General features: G+C 73.4%; 13 protein-coding genes. 4 read left to right on the top strand and 9 right to left on the bottom strand.

Features of this window, described 5'->3' with window-relative positions:
- Positions 1-192 precede the first annotated feature (192 nt).
- From ABD345_RS22285 to ABD345_RS22265, 5 genes are all read right to left on the bottom strand, one after another.
- A complete protein-coding gene (locus ABD345_RS22285) occupies positions 193-1,410 on the bottom strand; it encodes an XdhC family protein (RefSeq protein ID WP_344554286.1) in 1,218 nt (405 codons plus the stop codon).
- Positions 1,411-1,482: 72 nt separating this feature from the next.
- Complete coding sequence (locus ABD345_RS22280; RefSeq protein WP_344554285.1) at positions 1,483-2,946, bottom strand: NCS2 family permease; 1,464 nt, start codon at positions 2,944-2,946, stop codon at positions 1,483-1,485.
- Between the two features lie 190 nt (positions 2,947-3,136).
- Positions 3,137-5,497, bottom strand: a complete 2,361-nt coding sequence (gene pucD / locus ABD345_RS22275; protein WP_344554284.1) for a xanthine dehydrogenase subunit D — start codon at positions 5,495-5,497, stop codon at positions 3,137-3,139.
- Entirely contained in the window at positions 5,494-5,979 is a 486-nt protein-coding gene (locus ABD345_RS22270) for a (2Fe-2S)-binding protein (protein ID WP_344554283.1), read from the bottom strand. The genes pucD and ABD345_RS22270 overlap by 4 nt, the downstream gene beginning before the upstream one ends.
- A complete protein-coding gene (locus tag ABD345_RS22265; protein WP_344554282.1) occupies positions 5,976-6,863 on the bottom strand; it encodes an FAD binding domain-containing protein in 888 nt (295 codons plus the stop codon). The genes ABD345_RS22270 and ABD345_RS22265 overlap by 4 nt, the downstream gene beginning before the upstream one ends.
- Positions 6,864-7,146: 283 nt before the next feature.
- Between ABD345_RS22265 and ABD345_RS22260 the strand changes: the two genes are divergently transcribed.
- The gene (locus ABD345_RS22260) at positions 7,147-8,742 is read left to right on the top strand and encodes a PucR family transcriptional regulator (RefSeq protein WP_344554281.1); all 1,596 of its coding nucleotides are present in this window, start codon (positions 7,147-7,149) and stop codon (positions 8,740-8,742) included.
- A gap of 64 nt (positions 8,743-8,806) precedes the next feature.
- Here the strand turns inward: ABD345_RS22260 and ABD345_RS22255 are convergent, their stop codons facing one another.
- From ABD345_RS22255 to ABD345_RS22245, 3 genes are all read right to left on the bottom strand, one after another.
- The gene (locus ABD345_RS22255; RefSeq protein WP_344554280.1) at positions 8,807-10,138 is read right to left on the bottom strand and encodes an acyltransferase family protein; all 1,332 of its coding nucleotides are present in this window, start codon (positions 10,136-10,138) and stop codon (positions 8,807-8,809) included.
- 1 nt (position 10,139) lies between these two features.
- Positions 10,140-12,230, bottom strand: coding sequence for a bifunctional polysaccharide deacetylase/glycosyltransferase family 2 protein (locus tag ABD345_RS22250; RefSeq protein WP_425556861.1), 2,091 nt, complete (start codon positions 12,228-12,230; stop codon positions 10,140-10,142).
- A 108-nt stretch (positions 12,231-12,338) separates the two neighbouring features.
- Entirely contained in the window at positions 12,339-12,845 is a 507-nt protein-coding gene (locus tag ABD345_RS22245) for a hypothetical protein (RefSeq protein WP_344554277.1), read from the bottom strand.
- Between the two features lie 338 nt (positions 12,846-13,183).
- Here ABD345_RS22245 and ABD345_RS22240 point away from each other — a divergent pair, with 338 nt between their 5' ends.
- A complete protein-coding gene (locus ABD345_RS22240) occupies positions 13,184-14,164 on the top strand; it encodes a glycoside hydrolase family 16 protein (protein ID WP_344554276.1) in 981 nt (326 codons plus the stop codon).
- A 69-nt stretch (positions 14,165-14,233) separates the two neighbouring features.
- Here ABD345_RS22240 and ABD345_RS22235 read toward each other — a convergent pair whose 3' ends face one another.
- A complete protein-coding gene (locus tag ABD345_RS22235) occupies positions 14,234-15,373 on the bottom strand; it encodes an alpha/beta hydrolase (protein ID WP_344554274.1) in 1,140 nt (379 codons plus the stop codon).
- A 237-nt stretch (positions 15,374-15,610) separates the two neighbouring features.
- On the opposite strand from ABD345_RS22235, the gene ABD345_RS22230 reads away from it, so the two are divergent.
- Positions 15,611-16,720: an ROK family glucokinase gene (locus ABD345_RS22230; RefSeq protein WP_380275437.1), complete on the top strand. Its 1,110-nt coding sequence runs from the start codon at positions 15,611-15,613 to the stop codon at positions 16,718-16,720.
- 127 nt (positions 16,721-16,847) lie between these two features.
- Positions 16,848-18,644, top strand: coding sequence for a gamma-glutamyltransferase (ggt, locus tag ABD345_RS22225; RefSeq protein WP_344554273.1), 1,797 nt, complete (start codon positions 16,848-16,850; stop codon positions 18,642-18,644).
- The last annotated feature ends 46 nt before the right edge of the window (positions 18,645-18,690 follow it).

The following is an 18,690-nucleotide window of genomic DNA, read 5'->3' as shown; positions in this document are numbered from 1 at the left end:
AGCGGTGTTGAATTCGCGTGTGACGCAGGTCACACGGCAATGGAGTCCACCGGTCCGGATTTAAGGTTGGGCGTATACGCACGTCGATGGCGCGTTTCGGGGCGGTGAACCCGGAGCGAGTGAATTCCGCCGGGCCCCGGTGTGACGCAGGTCACTTTCTCGGCGGGGATCGGGGCAGGGGAGAGGAGCACCCTATTTCCGGATACGGTGCACCTGGTCGCCGGATGGTTCGTTTTTCTCGGAAACCTCCGCGGTGGGGCTCGTCGGCCCACATGGGCGGAACGGCTCGGCCGGGTCGTGGTGGATCGGGCCGCCGGTGGCGGAGAGCGGGAGGCAGGAGCCGCCGCGGGCCTCGGCGACGAGTTGGGCGGCGATGGAGACGGCGGTCTCCTCGGGGGTGCGGGCGCCGAGGTCGAGGCCGATGGGGGAGTGCAGGCGGGCCAACTCGGCTTCGGTGAGGCCGACTTCGCGCAGGCGGGCGGCGCGGTCGCGGTGGGTGCGGCGGGAGCCCATCGCGCCGACGTAGCCGACCGGCAGCCGCAGGGCGCGCTCCAGCAGCGGGACGTCGAACTTGGCGTCGTGGGTGAGGACGCACAGCACGCTGCGGCCGTCGAGCCGGTCCAGCTGGGTGTCGAGGTAGCGGTGCGGCCAGTCGACGACGAGCTCGTCCGCCTCGGGGAAGCGGCGCGCGGTGGCGAACACCGGCCGGGCGTCGCAGACCGTGACGTGGTAGCCGAGGAACTTGCCGATCCGCACCACCGCGGAGGCGAAGTCGATCGCGCCGAAGACGAGCATCCGCGGCGGCGGCACGTACGCCTCGACGAAGACGGTGACGGTCTGCTCGGCGGAGGGGTCGCAGGGGCGGCCGTCCAGCCCGAGCGGGAGCCGGCCGGTGCGCCCGGCGGAGAGCATCGCGCGGGCCTCGGTGACGGCGGCGCGCTCCAGCCGGAGGGAGGCGAACGAGCCGTGGTGGGCGTCCGCGGTGACGGCGAGGGTGCCGCCGAGCAGGGCGGGCGGGCCGTCGACGATCCGGGCCACCGCGACGGGCGTGCCGGAGGCGACGTGGGCGACGGCCGCGTCCAGGCCGGGGTCCGCGCCGGGGGTGACCGGCTGGACGAAGACGTCGAGCAGGCCGCCGCAGGTCAGGCCGACGGCGAAGGCGTCCTCGTCGCTGTAGCCGAAGCGCTCCAGCACGGGGGCGCCGCTCTCCAGCGCGGCCCGGCACAGCTCGTACACGGCGCCCTCGACGCAGCCGCCGGAGACCGAGCCGACCGCCTCGCCGTCCGCGTCGACGGCCAGCGCGGCGCCGGGTTCGCGCGGGGCGGAGCCCAGGGTGCCGACCACGGTGGCCACCGCGTAGGGGCGTCCGGCGGCGTGCCAGGTGTGCAGCTGGGCGGCGATGTCGTGCACGGGGTTGCTCCTCACGGACGGGTGTGCCGCCCCGCCGGAGGGTGCGGCGGGGCGGCGGTGGGGGCGGAGGCGTCAGTGGACGCCCAGCCAGGACTTGATCGGCACGATCGCGAAGTACACGACGAACACGCCGGTCAGGATCCACATCAGTGGGCCGGGCTCGCGCCACTTGCCGGTGCCCGCCTTGATGACGGTGTACGAGATGACGCCGGCCGCGACGCCGGCCGTGATGCTGTACGTGAACGGCATGACCACGCAGGTCAGGAACGCGGGGATGGCGACCTCGCGGTCCGACCAGTCGATGTGCCGGGCCTGGCTCATCATCATCGAGCCGATCACCACCAGCGCGGCGGAGGCGACCTGCACCGGCACCACCGCGGCGACCGGCGAGAAGAACAGCATCAGCGCGAACACGCCGCCGGTGACGGTGGAGGCCAGGCCGGTGCGGGCGCCGTCGCCGACGCCGGTGGCCGACTCGACGAACACGGTCTGCCCGGACGCGCCGGACAGGCCGCCGATCGCGCCGCCCGCGCCGTCGATGAACAGCGCCTTGGACAGGCCGGGCATCCGGCCCTTGGCGTCGGCGAGCCCGGCCTCGGTGCCGACGCCGATGATGGTGGCCATCGCGTCGAAGAAGCCGGCCAGGACGAGGGTGAACACGGCCACCGAGGCGCTGATCGCGCCCAGCCCGTGCGAGCCGAACGCGCCGAACAGGTCGACGTGCCCGAACAACCCGAAGTCGGGCGCGGCGACCGGCGATCCGGGCCAGGTCGGCGCCGAGCCGCCCCAGTCCGCCGCGGTCAGCCCGGCCGCCTCGTTCACCACCAGCGCGACCACGGTGCCGGCCGCGATGCCGATCAGGATCGCGCCCCGGACGCCCCGGGCCAGCAGCACGAAGACGGTCAGCAGGGTGAGTGCGAAGATCAGCACCGGCCAGCCCCGCAGCTCGCCGAACGGGCCGAGCGAGAGCGGGGTGGGGCCGCCGGTGTGCACGAACCCGGCCTTGTAGAAGCCGATGATCGCCACGAACAGGCCGATGCCGATGGTGATGGCGTGCTTGAGCGGCAGCGGGATCCCGTTCATGATCTTCTCGCGCAGGCCGGAGACCACCAGCAGCACGATCAGCAGGCCGTAGAGCACGCACAGGCCCATCGCCTGCGCCCAGGTGGTGTGCGGCACCACCAGCGCGGATATCGCGCCGGAGACGGACAGGCCGGCCGCGACCGCCAGCGGCACGTTGCCGACCACGCCCATCAGGATCGTGGTGACGGCGGCGGCCAGCGCGGTGGCGGTGGTCAGCTGGGCGTGGCCCAGCTTCGCGCCGGTGACGTCCGCGCCGCTCAGGATGATCGGGTTGAGCAGGACGATGTAGGCCATCGCCATGAAGGTGGTGAGACCGCCGCGGATCTCGTTGCCCAGGGTGGAGCCGCGCGCCGAGATCTTGAAGTAGGCGTCGAGGGCGCCGCGCGGGGGTGTTTCCGGTGCGGTGGGGGCCGCTTCTTCGGTGGGGCCGGGCTCCGTGGAGGTCCGGGACATGTCCACTCCCAAGGTTCATAGGGGGTTGGGGTGGGCGAGCCGACCTGAATGCCCGTCAGGGGGGGTACGCAGGGGGACTGGTTCGACTCACGGGTGGGGGTGCGGAGCCGCCGGCCCGGCGTGGCCTGACGGCGGGTTCCCCGGGGACCAGCAGGGAAGACGGGTGCTCTCCCCGGGGACGTTCGGGCCGTCAGAGCGTGTCGGTCAGGTGCTCCGGCCGCACCGGGATGCGGGTGAGCGCCTTGCCGGTGGCCTGGCGGATGGCCGCGACGATCGACGGGGTGGCGGAGACGGTGGGCGCCTCGCCGACGCCGCGCAGCCCGTACGGGGCGTTCGGGTCGGGGAGTTCGAGGATCTGCACCGGGATCGGCGGGGTGTCCAGGATGGTGGGGATCAGGTAGTCGGTGAAGGAGGCGTTGCGCACCTTGCCGTCCTTCAGCACGATCTCCTCCATCACCGCGAGGCCCAGCGCCTGGGTGCAGCCGCCCTGGATCTGGCCGACCACCGAGAGCGGGTTGAGCGCCTTGCCGACGTCCTGCACGGCCGTCAGTTCGACCACCTTGACCAGGCCCAGCTCCACGTCCACGTCGACCACGGCGCGGTTGGCGCAGAAGGTGTACTGGACGTGGCCGAAGCCCTGCCCGGTCTCCTTGTCGAACGGGACGGTGGGGCGGTGGTGGTGCTCGCGGGTCTGCTCGATGGCGTCCTCGCCGAGCAGGTCGACGATCGGGATCAGCACCCCGGCCGAGGCGGAGACCACCTTGCCGCCGGCCAGCGACAGGTCGCCTTGCGTCCAGCCGTAGCGGTGCCGCCCGCGCTCCAGCAGCTCGTGCCGGACCGCCTCGGCGGCGAGCTTCACCGCGCCGCCGGTCATGTACGTCTGCCGGGAGGCGGAGGTGGAGCCGGCCGAGCCGACCTCGGTGTTGGCCGGGTGGATGGTGACCTGCTCGACGCCCAGCTCGGTGCGGGCGATCTGGGCGTGCACGGTGACGCCGCCCTGGCCGACCTCGGCCATCGCGGTGTGCACCATGGCGACCGGCTCGCCGCCGATCACCTCCAGCCGGACCCGGGCGGTGGAGTAGTCGTCGAAGCCCTCGGAGAAGCCGACGTTCTTGATGCCCACCGAGTAGCCGACGCCGCGCACGATGCCCTCGCCGTGCGAGGTGTTGGACAGCGCGCCCGGCAGGGTGCGCACGTCCAGGTGCTCCAGGTCGAGCGGCGGCGGCAGCGGCATGTCCTTGACCCGCTGCAGCAGTTCGGCGACCGGCGCGGGCGCGTCGATCTCCTGCCCGGTCGGCATCCGGTCGCCCTGGGTGACGGCGTTCAGCTGCCGCAGCTCGACCGGGTCCATCCCGAGCGCCTCGGCCAGCTTGTCCATCTGCGACTCGTAGCCGAACGCGGCCTGCACCGCGCCGAAGCCGCGCATCGCCCCGCAGGACGGGTTGTTGGAGTACAGCGCGATCGCGTGCATCCGCACGTTCGGGATCACGTACGGGCCGTGGCCCAACGAGGCGGCGTTGCCGACCACGGCGGGGGAGGCGGAGGCGTAGGCGCCGCCGTCCAGCACGATCCGGCAGTCGGCGAAGACCAGTTTCCCGTCGCGGGTGGCGCCGTGCTCGTAGCGCATCCGCGCCGGGTGGCGGTGCACGTGCCCGAAGAACGACTCGTCCCGGGCGTAGACGATCTTGACGGGCCTGCCGGTGCGCAGCGCCAGCAGGCAGGCGTGGATCTGCATCGACAGGTCCTCGCGGCCGCCGAACGCGCCGCCCACCCCGGCCAGCGTGAGCCGGACCTTCTCCAGCGGCAGGTCCAGGACGGGCGCCATCTGCTGGCGGTCCACGTGCAGCCACTGGGTGGCGACGTACAGGTCGACGCCGCCGTCCTCGGCGGGCACCGCCAGGCCGGACTCCGGGCCGAGGAACGCCTGGTCCTGCATGCCGACCTCGTACTCGCCGGAGACGACCACGTCCGCCAGCGCCCGCACCTCGTCGGTGACGCCCAGGCCGGAGACCAGCCGCTGCTCGTGGCAGACGTTGCCGTAGGCGTGCGACTTGTACTCGTGCGGCTCGTGCACGTACCCGTGGGTCTCCGGGTCGAGGCACTGCTCCTCGGTGGTGATCGGGGTGAGCACCTCGTACTCGACCTTGATCTTCTTCACCGCGCGGCGGGCCGTCTCCGGGTGGTCGGCGGCGACCAGGGCGATCGCCTCGCCGTGGTAGCGGACCTTGTCGATCGCCAGGGCCGGCTGGTCGGCGATCTCCAGGCCGTAGTACTTCTCGCCGGGGACGTCCTCGTGGGTGAGCACCGCGTACACGCCGGGGACGGCGAGCGCCTCCGAGACGTCGACGGAGAGGATGTTCGCCCGCGGGTGCGGGGAGCGCAGCGCGGTGCCCCACAGCATGTCCTCGTGCCACAGGTCGGAGGAGTAGGCGAACTCGCCCTTCACCTTCAGCGTGCCGTCCGGGCGCAGCGGGGAGCCGCCGATGCCGTCCTTGGACGCCTGGTTGATCTTCTGCAGGTTCTTCTGGCCCTGGATCGTGCGCGCGCTCACTTCTCGGCCCCCCGGGCACAGGTGCGGGCCGAGGCCAGCCGCACCGCGTCCATGATCTTCTCGTAGCCGGTGCAGCGGCACAGGTTGCCCGACAGCGCCTCGCGGATGTCGGTGTCCGAGGGCTGCGGGTCCGCGGCCAGCAGGGCGTCGGTCTGCACCAGCAGGCCGGGGGTGCAGAAGCCGCACTGCACGGCGCCCGCGTCCACGAACGCCTGCTGGACCACGCCCAGTTCGCCGTCCGGGCCGGCCAGGCCCTCCACGGTGCGCACCTCGCGGCCCTGCACCTGGCCCGCCGCCACCAGGCAGGAGCACACCGGCACCCCGTCCAGGTAGACCGTGCACGAGCCGCACTCGCCCTGCTCGCAGGCGTTCTTGGACCCGGGCAGGCCGACCCGCTCGCGCAGGACGTACAGCAGGGACTCGCCCTCCCACACGTCGTCGGCCTCCACCGGCCTGCCGTTCGCGCTGAACGTGACCCTCATGCCGCGCTCCTGATCTGCTTGCGATAGTCGTTCCAACACCACGTCAGGGTGCGCCGGGCCATCACGGCCAGCGCGTGCCGCCGGTAGTCGGCGGTGCCCCGGACGTCGTCGATCGGCGAGGCCGCGGCCCGCACCAGCTCGCCGAAGCGCCGCACCACCTCCGGGCCCAGCAGCTCACCGGACTCCCACAGGCCGCGCTCGGCGAGCACCCCCCGCAGGTACTCCTCGGCCGCCACCGCCCGGCGCGGCGTCGGCGCGGCCGAGCCGATGCCGGTGCCGACCGTGCCGTTCTTCGGGTGCAGCGCGAAGCCGAACGCGCAGACCGCGATCACCATCGCGTTGCGGGTGCCGATCTTCGAGAACTGCTGCGGCCCGTCCGCGACCGGGATCCGCACCGCGCGGATCAGCTCGTCCGGCTCCAGGCTGTTGCGCTTCACGCCGACGTAGAAGTCGTCGATCGGGATCAGCCGCGACCCGCGCACCGAGTGCGCCTCCACGAACACGTCCCGGCCCGCCGCCAGCAGCGCCGGGTGCGAGTCGCCGGCCGGCGAGGCCGCGCCCAGGTTGCCGCCGACGCTGCCGCGGTTGCGGATCTGCGGCGAGCCGACCGTGTGCGCGGCCAGCGCCAGACCGGGCAGCGGCCCCGACAGCTCCTCGATGATCCGGGCGTACGGCACCGCCGCGCCCAGCCGGACGACGGCGCCGTCGTCCGTCCACTCGGTGAGCTCGGTGATGCGGTTCAGGTCGAGGATCGCGGATGGCCGGTGCACGTCGAAGTTCATCTCGACCATGACGTCCGTGCCGCCGGAGATCGGCAGCGCGGTGGGGTGCTCGGCCTTCGCCGCGAGTGCCTCGTCCCAGGTGGCGGGCCGAAGGAACTCCATGCGGGTAACTCCTCAAGTCGGCGCCGACGGACGCGGGCACTGCGCCCTTGCCGGTGGCCGGGGCCGGGGCCCGATCGGTCACCGCGGTGCAGCCCGGCGGCGTGTTGGCAAGTGAACCGCTGTGACGGGGGCCACTGGCAGTCACCGATGGCATGAGGCCCGGCGGTGCCCCGCACCACCGTCCTGTACGTTCCTCTAAGGTGGACGATCCTCCAGCCCGGCTCGTGCACACTGGGCCGTTCCACCCCGCGGTCCCACCCTCACAGACCAAGAAGGGCAGCCCATGCGCGTCCGTGACCTGCTCGCCCCCGGCGCCCCCCGACTGCGGCTGCTCGCCGGGGAGGACGAACTCGACCGGCAGGTCACCGGAGTGATGACCACCGACCTCCAGGACCCCGGCCGCTACCTGCACGGCGGCGAACTCGTCCTCACCGGCATGCTCTGGCGCACCGCCCCCGCCGACTCCGAGCGCTTCGTGCGCACCATCGTCACCGCGGGCGCCGCCGCCCTCGGCGCCGGCGAGGTCGAGGTCGGCCCCGTCCCCGCCGACCTCGCCGAAGCCTGCCGCCGGCACCGCCTGCCGCTGCTCGCCGTCCCCGACGACGTCGCCTTCGGCGCCGTCACCGAGTACGTCGGCCGCCAGGTCTCCGCCGACCGCGCCGCCGACCTCGCCGCCCTGGTCGACCGGCACCGGCTGCTGGTCTCCGCCGCCGGCGCCGGCGGCCTCGACGCCGTCCTCGACCTGCTCGGCGGCGACCTCGACCTCGACTGCTGGGTCCTCACCCCCACCGGGCGCGTCGTCGCCGGACCCGCCGAGCACCTGCCGCCCGCCGACCGCGACCAGCTCGCCCGCGCCCACCTCGCCGCCCAGCGCCAGCGCCGCCGCCCCCCGCACCGGGTCCGCCTGGCCACCGGCCCCTACTCGCTGCTGCCCGCCGCCGCCGACGGCCGGGACGCCGACACCCCGCTCGCCGACTGGATCCTCGCCGTCGCCGGCGACGTCACCGAGTGGACCCCGGGGCGCCAGCGGCTCGCCGAGAACCTGGCCCGGCTGGTCGCCGCCGAACGCACCCGCCGCGACGAGGGCCGCCGGCTGCGCCGCCGGATCGCCGACGAGGTGCTCACCCTGCTCCAGCGCGACGCCGACCCCGCCGAGATCGGCCGCGCCCTCCAGGCGTCCACCACCATGGCCACCCGCTACGAGGGCTCCACCGAGACCTCCGGGCCCGGCCCGCAGTGGCTCGTCCTGTCCGCCGACGCCACCGGACTGCCCGACGGCGCGCTGCGCCCGATCCTCGAAGAAGCGCTGGCCGGCGCCACCGACCGCGCCCTGGTCGCCGCCCTCGGCCCCACCGGCGCCGTCGTCGTCCTCCCGGCCCTGGACGCCCCCGTCCCCGCCGACGCCGTCCGCGCGCTGCTCGCCCCGCTGGAGGCCGGCCTCGGCTCCGAGGGCCGGATCACCGTCGGCGTCTGCGCCCCCGCCGCCGAGTCCGGCGGCCTGCGCGGCGCCCTCGAAGAGGCCAGGCACGCCCGCCGGATCGCCGCCGCCCGGGTCGGCCGGGTCTGCGTCGCCGGCCCCGAGGAGCTCGCCTCGCACGTCCTGCTGCTGGCCGCCGTCCCCGACGAGGTCCGCCGCGCCTTCCGCAGCCGCCTGCTCGACAAGGTCATCGCCTACGACCTCGAACACCAGGCCGACCTGGTCCGCACCCTCGAAGCCTTCCTCCGCTCCGACGGCTCCTGGACCCGCTGCGCCGCCCAGCTGCACGTCCACGTCAACACGCTGCGCTACCGCATCGGCCGGATCGAGGAGCTCACCGGCCGCGACCTCTCCCGACTGGAGGACCGGGTCGACTTCTACCTCGCCCTGGAGCTCTCCTGAGCCGCGGCGCTCCCCCGGGCCGGCCGGCGCCCGCCGGGGGGAGCGCCGACCGCCCGGCGCCCGCTCAGGCGGCGACCCGGCGCTTGCCCCGCTTGCGGCGCGGGTACGGGAACAGCCGTGGCGAGCGCTTGGCGGCCACGTCCTCGACCCAGCCGAAGGCCAGCACCAGCAGGGCCAGCAGCGGGATGCCGACCGCCAGGGTGAACCACTGGCTGGTCAGCAGCCACTTCATGTGCTCGTAGAAGAAGTCGACGTCCCACAGGCGGTCGATCAGCGGGACGGCGGCCACCAGTGCGGTCACGTGCCACAGGTAGACGCTGACGGCCCGCGAGTTCAGCAGGCTGACCAGGCCGTTCCAGCGCTCCAGCGGGGCGGGCCACCGCTCCCAGGACGGGCTGAGGTGCAGCAGCAGCGCGACGAAGCCCAGGGACCAGACGGCCTGGGCGATCGGCCACGCCTCGATGTCGGTCGGCTGGGTCGGATCGACCGGCCTGGTCTGCAGGTACCAGAAGCCGGCCACCATGACCAGCGGCGCGAGGGACGGCAGGACGTACTGCGGGAGCCGCTTGAGCACCCCCTCCTGGTGGGCCATGCCGAGGATCCAGCAGGAGCCGAAGGTCGCGAAGTCGTTGACGGTCTCCCAGACCCGCTGGTAGACGAAGTCGTGGTCGGTGGTGAACCCGTTCATCGCGATCACCAGCACCAGCGGGGCGCACAGCGTCGCCACCGGGAAGCGCCGCAGGGCCCGCAGCATCAGCGGCGAGAGCAGGACGTACCAGAGGTAGGCCCGCAGGTACCACAGCGGCACCACGAGCTGGGTGGCCCAGCCGGACTCCAGGTGCAGGCCGTGCAGGCCGTGCAGGCCGTCCTCCGCGTACGGCGGGGTGCTCAGCGGCAGCAGCCAGAAGGCCAGCTTGGCCCACCACCAGGTGGGGTGGCCGTCCGCGCCGGGGCCGCCGCCGTCGACGACCTGCAGGGCGACCACGATCCCGCCGAACAGCCACATCGGCGGCAGCAGCCGGCGCATGCGCCCGCGGATCACGCCGAGGGCGGGACGGCTCAGCGAACGGGCCATCAGCGAGCCCGCCAGCGCGAACATCACGCCCATCGACGGGAACAGCAGCGGCAGCCAGAACCAGCCGAAGTTGTGGTAGAGCACCACGCGGACCAGCGCCAGCGCGCGCAGCAGGTCCAGGTAGCGGTCCCGGCCGCCCTTGCGCGGGGCGGGGGCCTGCTCCTCCTGCGGCTCCTCCGGCACCGGGTCCGTGTCGTGGTCCCGGCGCCACTGCTCGGGGATCCGCAGCGCCATGGTGTCCTCGTGGCGCCCGAACCCCTCGGGTATCCGCAGCGGGATGGTCTCCTCGTGCCGCCCGCGCTGTCCGGTGGGTGAAGTCACGTCACACCTCCACCGGCGCGGCGGAGACCTCGCCGGTGCGCCGGAGCTTCTGCCAGCGCAGCCGGCCACCGGTGAACGCGGTGATCGTGGACTGCAAGAGGACGATGTACATCAGCTGCCGGTAGACCACCTGCTGCAACGGCAGGCTGATCAGGTGCCAGGGCTTCTCCCGGTCGAGCCGGAAGGCGTACCAGGACAGCAGGGACTGGAGCAGGATGAAGCCGCCCCAGCTGGCGAGCGTGATCGGGGTGTCCGCGAACAGGACGCCGTACAGCAGGAACAGGTCGACCAGCGGGGCCAGCAGCGGGGCGACCACGCCGAACAGCACGACCAGCGGCAGCCCGATCCGGCCGAAGCGGCCGGCCGGCCCGCGGGAGACCACCGCGCGGCGGTGCTTCCACATCGCCTGCATCGAGCCGTAGCTCCAGCGGTAGCGCTGGGACCACAGCTGCTGCAGGCTGGCGGGGGCCTCGGTCCAGGCGCGGGCGCGCTCGGCGTAGACGATCCGCCAGCCCTCGCAGAGCACCGCCATGGTGATGTCGGTGTCCTCGGCGAGGGTGTCGTCGCTCATTCCGCCGACGGCCTCCAGGGCCTCCCGGCGGAAGGCGCCGACCGCGCCCGGGATGGTCGGGATGACGTTGAGCACGTCGTACATCCGGCGGTCCAGGTTGTGGCCGAGGACGTACTCGATGTGCTGCCAGGCGCCGATCAGGCTGTCGCGGTTGCCGACCTTCGCGTTGCCCGCCACCGCGCCGATCCCCGGGTCGGCGAAGGGCTGGACCAGCTCGCGGACGGTGGACGGCTCGAAGACGGTGTCGCCGTCCATCATCACGACGATGTCGTACGAGGCGGCCGCCACACCGGCGTTCAGCGCGCTCGGCTTGCCGCCGTTGACCTTGCGGATCAGCCGGACGAACGGCAGGTCCATCTCCTCGACGATGTCCGCGGTGCCGTCCGTGGAGCCGTCGTCGATGACGATGACCTCGATCGGGTAGTCGCTGGCGGCCAGCGAGTTGAGCGTGTTGGCGATGCACTCGCGCTCGTTGTAAGCCGGGACGAGGACGGTGACCGGTTCGGTGACGGGCGGCCCCCAGACCCCCTGCCGCTTGGAGCGGCGGGCGTGCACCGGGGCGAGCACGACCATCAGCGCGAACCGGCCGAAGTTCAGGAAGCCGACCAGGGCCAGCAGCCCGACCAGCAGCGGCAGGGTCACCACCGACACGTGGGTGGCCCAGATGAACCCCTTGCCCGCCCACAGCTGGAAGCCGTGCACCGGCACCATGGCGCTGGGGGCGCCGAGCGCGTCGGAGATGGTGGTGAAGCGGTAGCCCTCGCCCTGCAGCTTGACGATGATCTGCTCCAGCGCCTCGACGGTCTCCGAGCGGTCACCGCCCGCGTCGTGCAGCAGGACCAGCTCGCCCGCGCCGGGCGTGGTGGGCATCGCGGCCTTGACGATCTCCTCCACCCCGGGGCGCTTCCAGTCGTCCGTGTCGCGGTCGATGAACGCGGTGAGGTAGCCGTGCGCGCCCACGTACTTGATGACCGGGTAGTTCCAGTCGTCCATCGCGGAGGCGTCGGAGGAGTACGGCGGCCGGAACAGCGAGCTGTGGACGCCCGCGACGCCGGCCAGCGCCAGCTGGGTCTGCGCCAGCTCCCAGCTGATCCGGGCGTGTGACTGGTACGCCAGGTCGGGGTGGGTGAAGGTGTGCAGGCCGATCTCGTGGCCGCCCGCGACGATCTGCCGGATCAGCTCCGGGTTGCGGGTGGTCATCGAGCCGGTCACGAAGAAGTCGGCGCGGATGCCGTGGTCCGCGAGCACCTTCAGGATCTTCGGGGTCCACTCCGGGGAGGGGCCGTCGTCGAAGCTCAGCACCACGGTCTTGTCGGGGATCCGGTAGCTCACCGGGTGCGCCTTCTTGTCCCCGCGCGCGTCGATGACCGGGCCGCCGTGGAGCAGTTCCTCGGGCACGGTCGTCTTGTCCACCGACTGGGCGATCCGGGTGTCGTGGAACACCTCGTTGGTGGCCAGGCCGCGCAGCACGAGCAGCACCAGCAGGCACGCGAGCAGGGACAGCGGCATGAAGAAGCGCAGCGGCGGCGCGGCCAGTCGGCGCGGCCTGAGCAGGGACTGCCGGCGGCGCTGGTGGCGGGACAATGGCGCTCCTGGGGATGGGCGGGAGGGTCGGGGGACGGCGGGCCGTCAGGAGTGCGCGGCCGACCGGCCCGAGGGCGTCGGTGCGTGGGACGCGGCGGTGGACTTCGAGCCGGACTTCGTGGCGCTCGGCTTCGTGTTCGTGCTGCTCGGCTTCGTGCCACCGGTCGGGCCCTTCGAGCCGGGCGCGGTGGGGCGTCCGGTCGTTCCGGTGGCGGACGGCGAGGCGGTCGCGGACGGCGAGGCGCTGGCGGACGGCGACGGGGCCGCGGTGGCGGCCGGCGCCTGCGCGGGCTGGGCGGGCACCACCAGCGGCGGGGCGTCCGCCTGCATGCCGACCAGGCTGCCGCCCATGGCGACCGCCAGGACCGCGCCGACCAGGGAGACCGGCCAGCCCAGGCCCCGGAGCATGCGGCCGCGGAGCCCCGACTGGTCGACGAACACCGGCTCGGGGGCCGGTTCGTCGTGGTCGTCGTAGTCGTCGTACGGGGGGAAGTCGTCGGCGGGACCGCCGAGTCCCCCCGTGCGGACGGGTCCGCCTCCGTGGGGAGTCATGACAGGGCGCACCGTGCAGCGCCTCTCAGTGCAGATAGGTGGGGATCGCGGGAGCGTAGGCCGAACGCTAGTCCACCCGGCCGGAGGCAATTGGGGCGCTTGTCCGTTTTTGGTGGAGTATGGCGCAGTGTTGTAATCGGATTGAGATGACCGCGGGGGCATGACCGTAGGGGGACGGTCGCGGACCGTTGACCTTGGCACATGTCCGTCAGGATCCGGGCGGGGCAGGGGCGGTGGCGCTTGCGGGCCCCGTTAGGATGACCGCTTCGTGCGGATCAGCCGCCGCCCCGCGCCGAGGGGCGCGTCCAGGCTCCGCCGCTACGCCGCAAGGAGCCCGTGTGAGCCAGCCCCGCCGCATGCCCCGCCACCGTGCGTGGAGCGTGCTCACCGCGCCGGTCCTGCTGTCCCTGCTCGCCGCCTGCTCCAGCGCCGGCGGCGCCGCCGGCTCCGGGGACGGTGCGGCCGCGAGGGGAGCGGGCACCAAGGGCGGCTCCACCTCAAGCGCCTCGCCGACGCCGACCGGCCCGCCCGGCACGCTGTTCGACTCCTTCCACTACACCGGGCCGGACGACCCCGCCTTCGCCGACCACGGCTGGGAGGTCCGCGACGGTGCGGGCGGCCCCGGCATCAAGGACACCTGGAGCGCCGCCGGGGCCTCCTTCCCCACCGACGGCGCCGCCCAGGGCGGCCGGGTCCTGCAACTGCGCTCGTCCACCGACGGCACCAAGCAGGGCACCGAGCAGGTGGAGGTGCAGACCACCGGCGCCCGGTTCCTCAACGGGACCTACGCCGCCCGGGTCTACCTCAGCGACAAGCCCGGCACCGGCCGCAACGGCGACCACGTCGTCCAGACCTTCTTCCCGATCTCGCCCGAGGACTCCTCGGCGAACTACAGCGAGCTCGACTACGAGTACATGGCCAACGGCGGCTGGGGCTCCGTCGGCCCGCAGCTCGACACCACCAGCTGGTTCAAGGCCGACCCGCCGGACCGGGTCACCCACGCCCTGAAGCAGCACCTGGAGGGCTGGCACCTGATGATGATCACCGCGGTGGACGGGAAGGTGACCTACTCGCTGGACGGCAAGGACCTGTTCACCAGCACCGGCAAGTACGTCGCGCGGGAGAAGGTCGACGTCCACTTCAGCAACTGGTTCATCGACCTGATGCCCTCCCTCGGCGCCGGGCGCACCTGGGACATGAAGGTCAACTGGTTCTACCACAAGGCCGACGAGGCGGTGTCCCAGGCCGACGTCCAGAAGGCGGTGGACGGCTTCTACGCCGCCGGCACCGACTACGTCAACACCCTGCCGGGGTCCTGACCCGTCCGGGCCGACGACGCACGGGGGCGGGCCGGGCACGCGCCCCGGACCCGCCCCCGTGCGGTGCGGTCAGTGCTGGACGGGGATCACACCGGTCAGCCAGGTGAAGACGCCCGGGACCATCGGCTTCCAGACGTCGCTGCTGTGGGCGCCGCTGGTCTCCTGGACGGTGACCGCGGTGGGGGGCTTGGCGGCGGCCTTCAGGGCCTCGCCGGCCTCCAGGCCGTCGCCCTTGTTGCCGCTGACGTACAGGGCGGTCTTCGGCGGGGTCTTGGCGGACCTGAGGATGTTGAGCGGGTTGGAGACCTCGCGCAGGTGCGGGTCCTGCGCGGTCAGCGACTTCTCCTCGACGCCGGGGTCGTTGTACCCGGAGAGGCTGACCCCGGCCCGGTAGCGGTTCGGGTGCTCCAGGGCGAGCTTGGCCGCGCAGTGGGCGCCCGCCGAGTACCCGGCCACCGCCCAGCGGTCGGCCGCCGGGTCGGCGCGGAAGTTGTCGAGCACCATCTGCGGCACGTCGCGCGACAGCCAGGCGTCCGCGTTGACCTTGCCGGGGACGTCGGCGCAGCCGGTGTCGGTGTTGTCGCCCAGCAGGTTGGTGCGCGGCGAGACCAGGATGAACGGGGCGACCTGCCCGCTGCGCATCATCGGCTTCAGCTGCTCGGAGACCTTCAGGGTGCCGAACCAGGTCTTGGAGGAGCCCGGCCAGCCCGGCAGCAGTTCCACCACGGGGAAGGTCTTGTCCTTGTACGCCGGGTCGTCGTACTGCGGCGGCAGCCAGACCAGCACCTCGCCGTCGACGCCGGAGACCTCGCCCTTGAGGTCGGTGGTCCGCACGTCGTCCGGCACCTTCGGGTCGTCGACCGGCTTGAACTGCTGCAGCACCTTGGGGCGCTGGGCGTCGTTGCCCGGCCCGCCGCCCTCCGGACCGCCCGAACCGTCCGGCCCGGTCTGCAGGTTGGGCACCGCGCGGACGTGGTTGCCGGTGCCCAGCAGGTCGTCCCAGCTGCCGTAGATCAGGTTGGCGTTGTTCACCATCACGAAGACCGTCATGACGGCCGTGATCTGACAGAACAACAGCATCACGATCCTGGAGAGCACCTGGAAGGGCTTCGGACCGCGCACCCGCCCCCACAGCAGCAGCGCCGCCACGATCGAGACCGGCACCAGGACGATCGTGAGGAGGAGGAACGGGGTGCCTGTCAGCTGCATCGGGGTCTCTCGAATCGGGTCGTCCGGCCGTCCGGGGCATGGTCCCCCGGTTCACGCATCACACTTGTCAGACTGCGTCACACACTCGATCAGTTGCCGTCGACACTCGCGGAAACCTGAGAGGAACATCACGTTTTCGTGAGAATCCGCTGGGTGCCGAGCGCTCAGTCTGCCAGTTCGCCCACAGCCTTCCGACCCCGGACCGCAACCTTTACCCAATCAAGGAGCATTCGTTCCGTGACCCGAGCCAGCGGCCCCGCCCGCCCCGTCCTGCCCAACCTGCTGGGCCTCGGCCCGCGCGCCGAGCGCCGCCGGCGCACCCTGCCCGCAGGGGTGCTGAAGCTGCCCACCATCGGCGTGGACATCGGCGGCACCAAGGTGGTCGCGGGCGTGGTCGACGGGGACGGCAACGTGGTGGAGCGGCTGCGCACCGAGACCCCGGACAAGAGCAAGAGCCCCAAGGTGGTCGAGGACGTCATCGTCGAACTGGTCCTGCAACTGGCCGACAAGCACGACGTGCACGCCGTCGGCGTCGGTGCGGCGGGCTGGGTGGACGCCGAGCGCTCCACCGTGCTGTTCGCCCCGCACCTGAACTGGCGCGGAGAACCGCTGCAGCAGGCGCTCAGCTCCCGGCTGCGCTTCCCGGTGGTGGTGGAGAACGACGCCAACGCGGCGGCCTGGGCCGAGTGGCGCTTCGGCGCCGGGCGCGGCGAGGACCACATGGTGATGATCACCCTGGGCACCGGGATCGGCGGCGCGCAGGTCCGCGACGGCCACGTCGACCGGGGCAAGCACGGCCTGGCGGGCGAGTTCGGCCACATGCAGGTGGTGCCCGGCGGCCACCGCTGCCCGTGCGGCAACCGGGGCTGCTGGGAGCAGTACTCCTCCGGCAACGCGCTGGTGCGCGAGGCGCGCGAACTGGCCGCCGAGGAGTCCCCGGTGGTGCAGCCGCTGCTGGCCCGGGCCGGCGGCACCCCGCTGGGCATCACCGGCCCGCTGGTCACCGAGGCCGCCCGGGACGGCGACGCCGTCGCCGTCGAACTGCTCTACGAGGTCGGCCGCTGGCTCGGCGTCGGCATCGCCAACCTGGCCGCCGCGCTCGACCCCGGCCGCTTCGTGGTCGGCGGCGGCGTCAGCGAGGCCGGCGACCTGCTGCTCGGCCCGGCCCGGGACGCCTTCCGCCGTACCCTGACCGGCCGCGGCTTCCGCCCCGAGGCCGAGATCGTGCACGCCGACCTCGGCAACGAGGCCGGCCTGGTCGGCGCCGCCGACCTGGCCCGCCAGGTGGCCCGCCGCTTCCGCACCGTCAAGCGCCGCCGGGTGGAACGACCCGCGGGCAACGGCTGATCCGTGGCCCGGTGTTGACGGAGCGTCAACACCGGGTGAAAACAGCCCCGGTTGGCTGACGGGGCTGTTGTCCGGTGCACGCCGGGTGTGGGAGAACGGGAGGCCCGACGCCGCCCCAGGAGGCCGCATGCGCGTCCGCGCCCGTCTCGTCCCCGTCCTCGCGCTCGTCACCGCCACCGGTCTGCTGGGCGCCGCGACGCCCGCCGGAGCGGCCCAGGCCCCGCCGGGCAAGCAGCCCGTCGCGGTCGGCCGGGGCGGGGCGGTGGCCAGCGTGGACGCCGACGCCACCGCCGCCGGCCTGGAGGTCCTCAAGCACGGCGGCAACGCGGTCGACGCCGCCGTCGCCACCGCCGCCGCGCTCGGCGTCACCGAGCCCTACTCGGCCGGCATCGGCGGCGGCGGGTACTTCGTCCACTACGACGCCCGCACCGGGAAGGTGGAGACCATCGACGGCCGGGAGACCGCCTCCCGGAGCGCCGACAGCACGCTGTTCCTGGAGAACGGCACCCCGCTGCCCTTCAACGACGCCGTCACCAGCGGCCTGTCCGTCGGCGTCCCCGGCACCGCCGCCACCTGGGAGCGGGCCCTGCAGCGCTGGGGCACCCGCAGCCTGGGCCAGGTGCTGGAGCCCGCCGAGCGGATCGCCGAGCGCGGCTTCACCGTCGACCAGACCTTCCAGGACCAGACCGCCGCCAACCGGGCCAGGTTCCAGGACTTCCCGGCCAGCCGCGCCCTGTTCCTGCCCGGCGGCCAGCTCCCCGCCGTCGGCTCCACCTTCCGCAACCCCGACCTGGCCGCCACCTACCGCCAGCTCGGCCGCCAGGGCACCGGCGCGCTCTACCGGGGCCCGATCGGCGCCGACGTGGTGCGCACCCTCCAGCACCCGCCGGTCGACCCCGCCTCCGGCCGCACCGCCCGCCCCGGCAGGGTCGACGCCGCCGACCTGGCCGGCTACCGGGTCCGCGAGCAGGCCCCGACCCACGTCGGCTACCGGGGCCTGGACGTGTACGGCATCGCGCCGTCCTCCTCCGGCGGCACCACGGTCGGCGAGGCGCTGAACGTGCTGGCCGCCAACGGCGCCGCAGGGCTCACCGACCAGGCCGCCTACGACCACCAGTACCTGGAGGCCAGCCGGATCGCCTTCGCCGACCGCAACCGCTGGGTCGGCGACCCGGCCGCCGTCCAGGTGCCGACCCGGCAGCTCCTCGACCCCGGCTACGCCGCCGCCCGGGCCTGCCTGATCGACCCGGACCACGCGCTGACCAGCCCGCTCGCCCCCGGCGACCCGTACCACCCGGCCGCCTGCGGCAGCACCGGGCAGCCCGCCGCCGAACCGTACGAGGGCCAGAGCACCACCCACCTGACGGTCGCCGACCGCTGGGGGAACGTGGTCTCCTACACGCTGACCATCGAGCAGACCGGCGGCAGCGGCATCACCGTCCCCGGCCGGGGCTTCCTGCTCAACAACGAGCTGACCGACTTCGACTTCGCGCCGCTCACCCCCGGCGTCCCCGACCCGAACCTGCCCGGCCCCGGCAAGCGGCCGCGCTCCTCGATCTCGCCGACCATCGTGCTCAAGGACGGCGAGCCCTACCTGGCGCTCGGCTCGCCCGGCGGCGCCACCATCATCACCACCGTCCTGCAGGTGCTCACCGGCCGGGTCGACCGCGGGCTGACGCTGGAACAGGCCATCGCCGCCCCCCGGGCCAGCCAGCGCAACACCGCCGCCACCCAGGCCGAACCCGCCTTCCTGGCCTCGCCCGAGGCCGCGAAGCTCCAGGCGCTCGGCCACGTGTTCGCGTCCACCCCGGAGATCGGCGCCGCCACCGGGATCGAACGGCTCCCGGACGGCCGCTGGCTGGCCGCCGCCGAACCCGTCCGGCGCGGCGGCGGAGCGGCGGGAGTGGTGCACCCCTCGCGCTGACCCTGAGCCGGCGTCAGCTGCCGGGCGCTGTCGGCGCCGGGCGGTA

The sequence above is a fragment of the Kitasatospora saccharophila genome, assembly GCF_039529925.1.
GTDB lineage: Bacteria > Actinomycetota > Actinomycetes > Streptomycetales > Streptomycetaceae > Kitasatospora > Kitasatospora saccharophila.
Note: the sequence above shows the minus strand (reverse complement) of the source record. Positions and strands in the feature narration are given on the sequence as shown.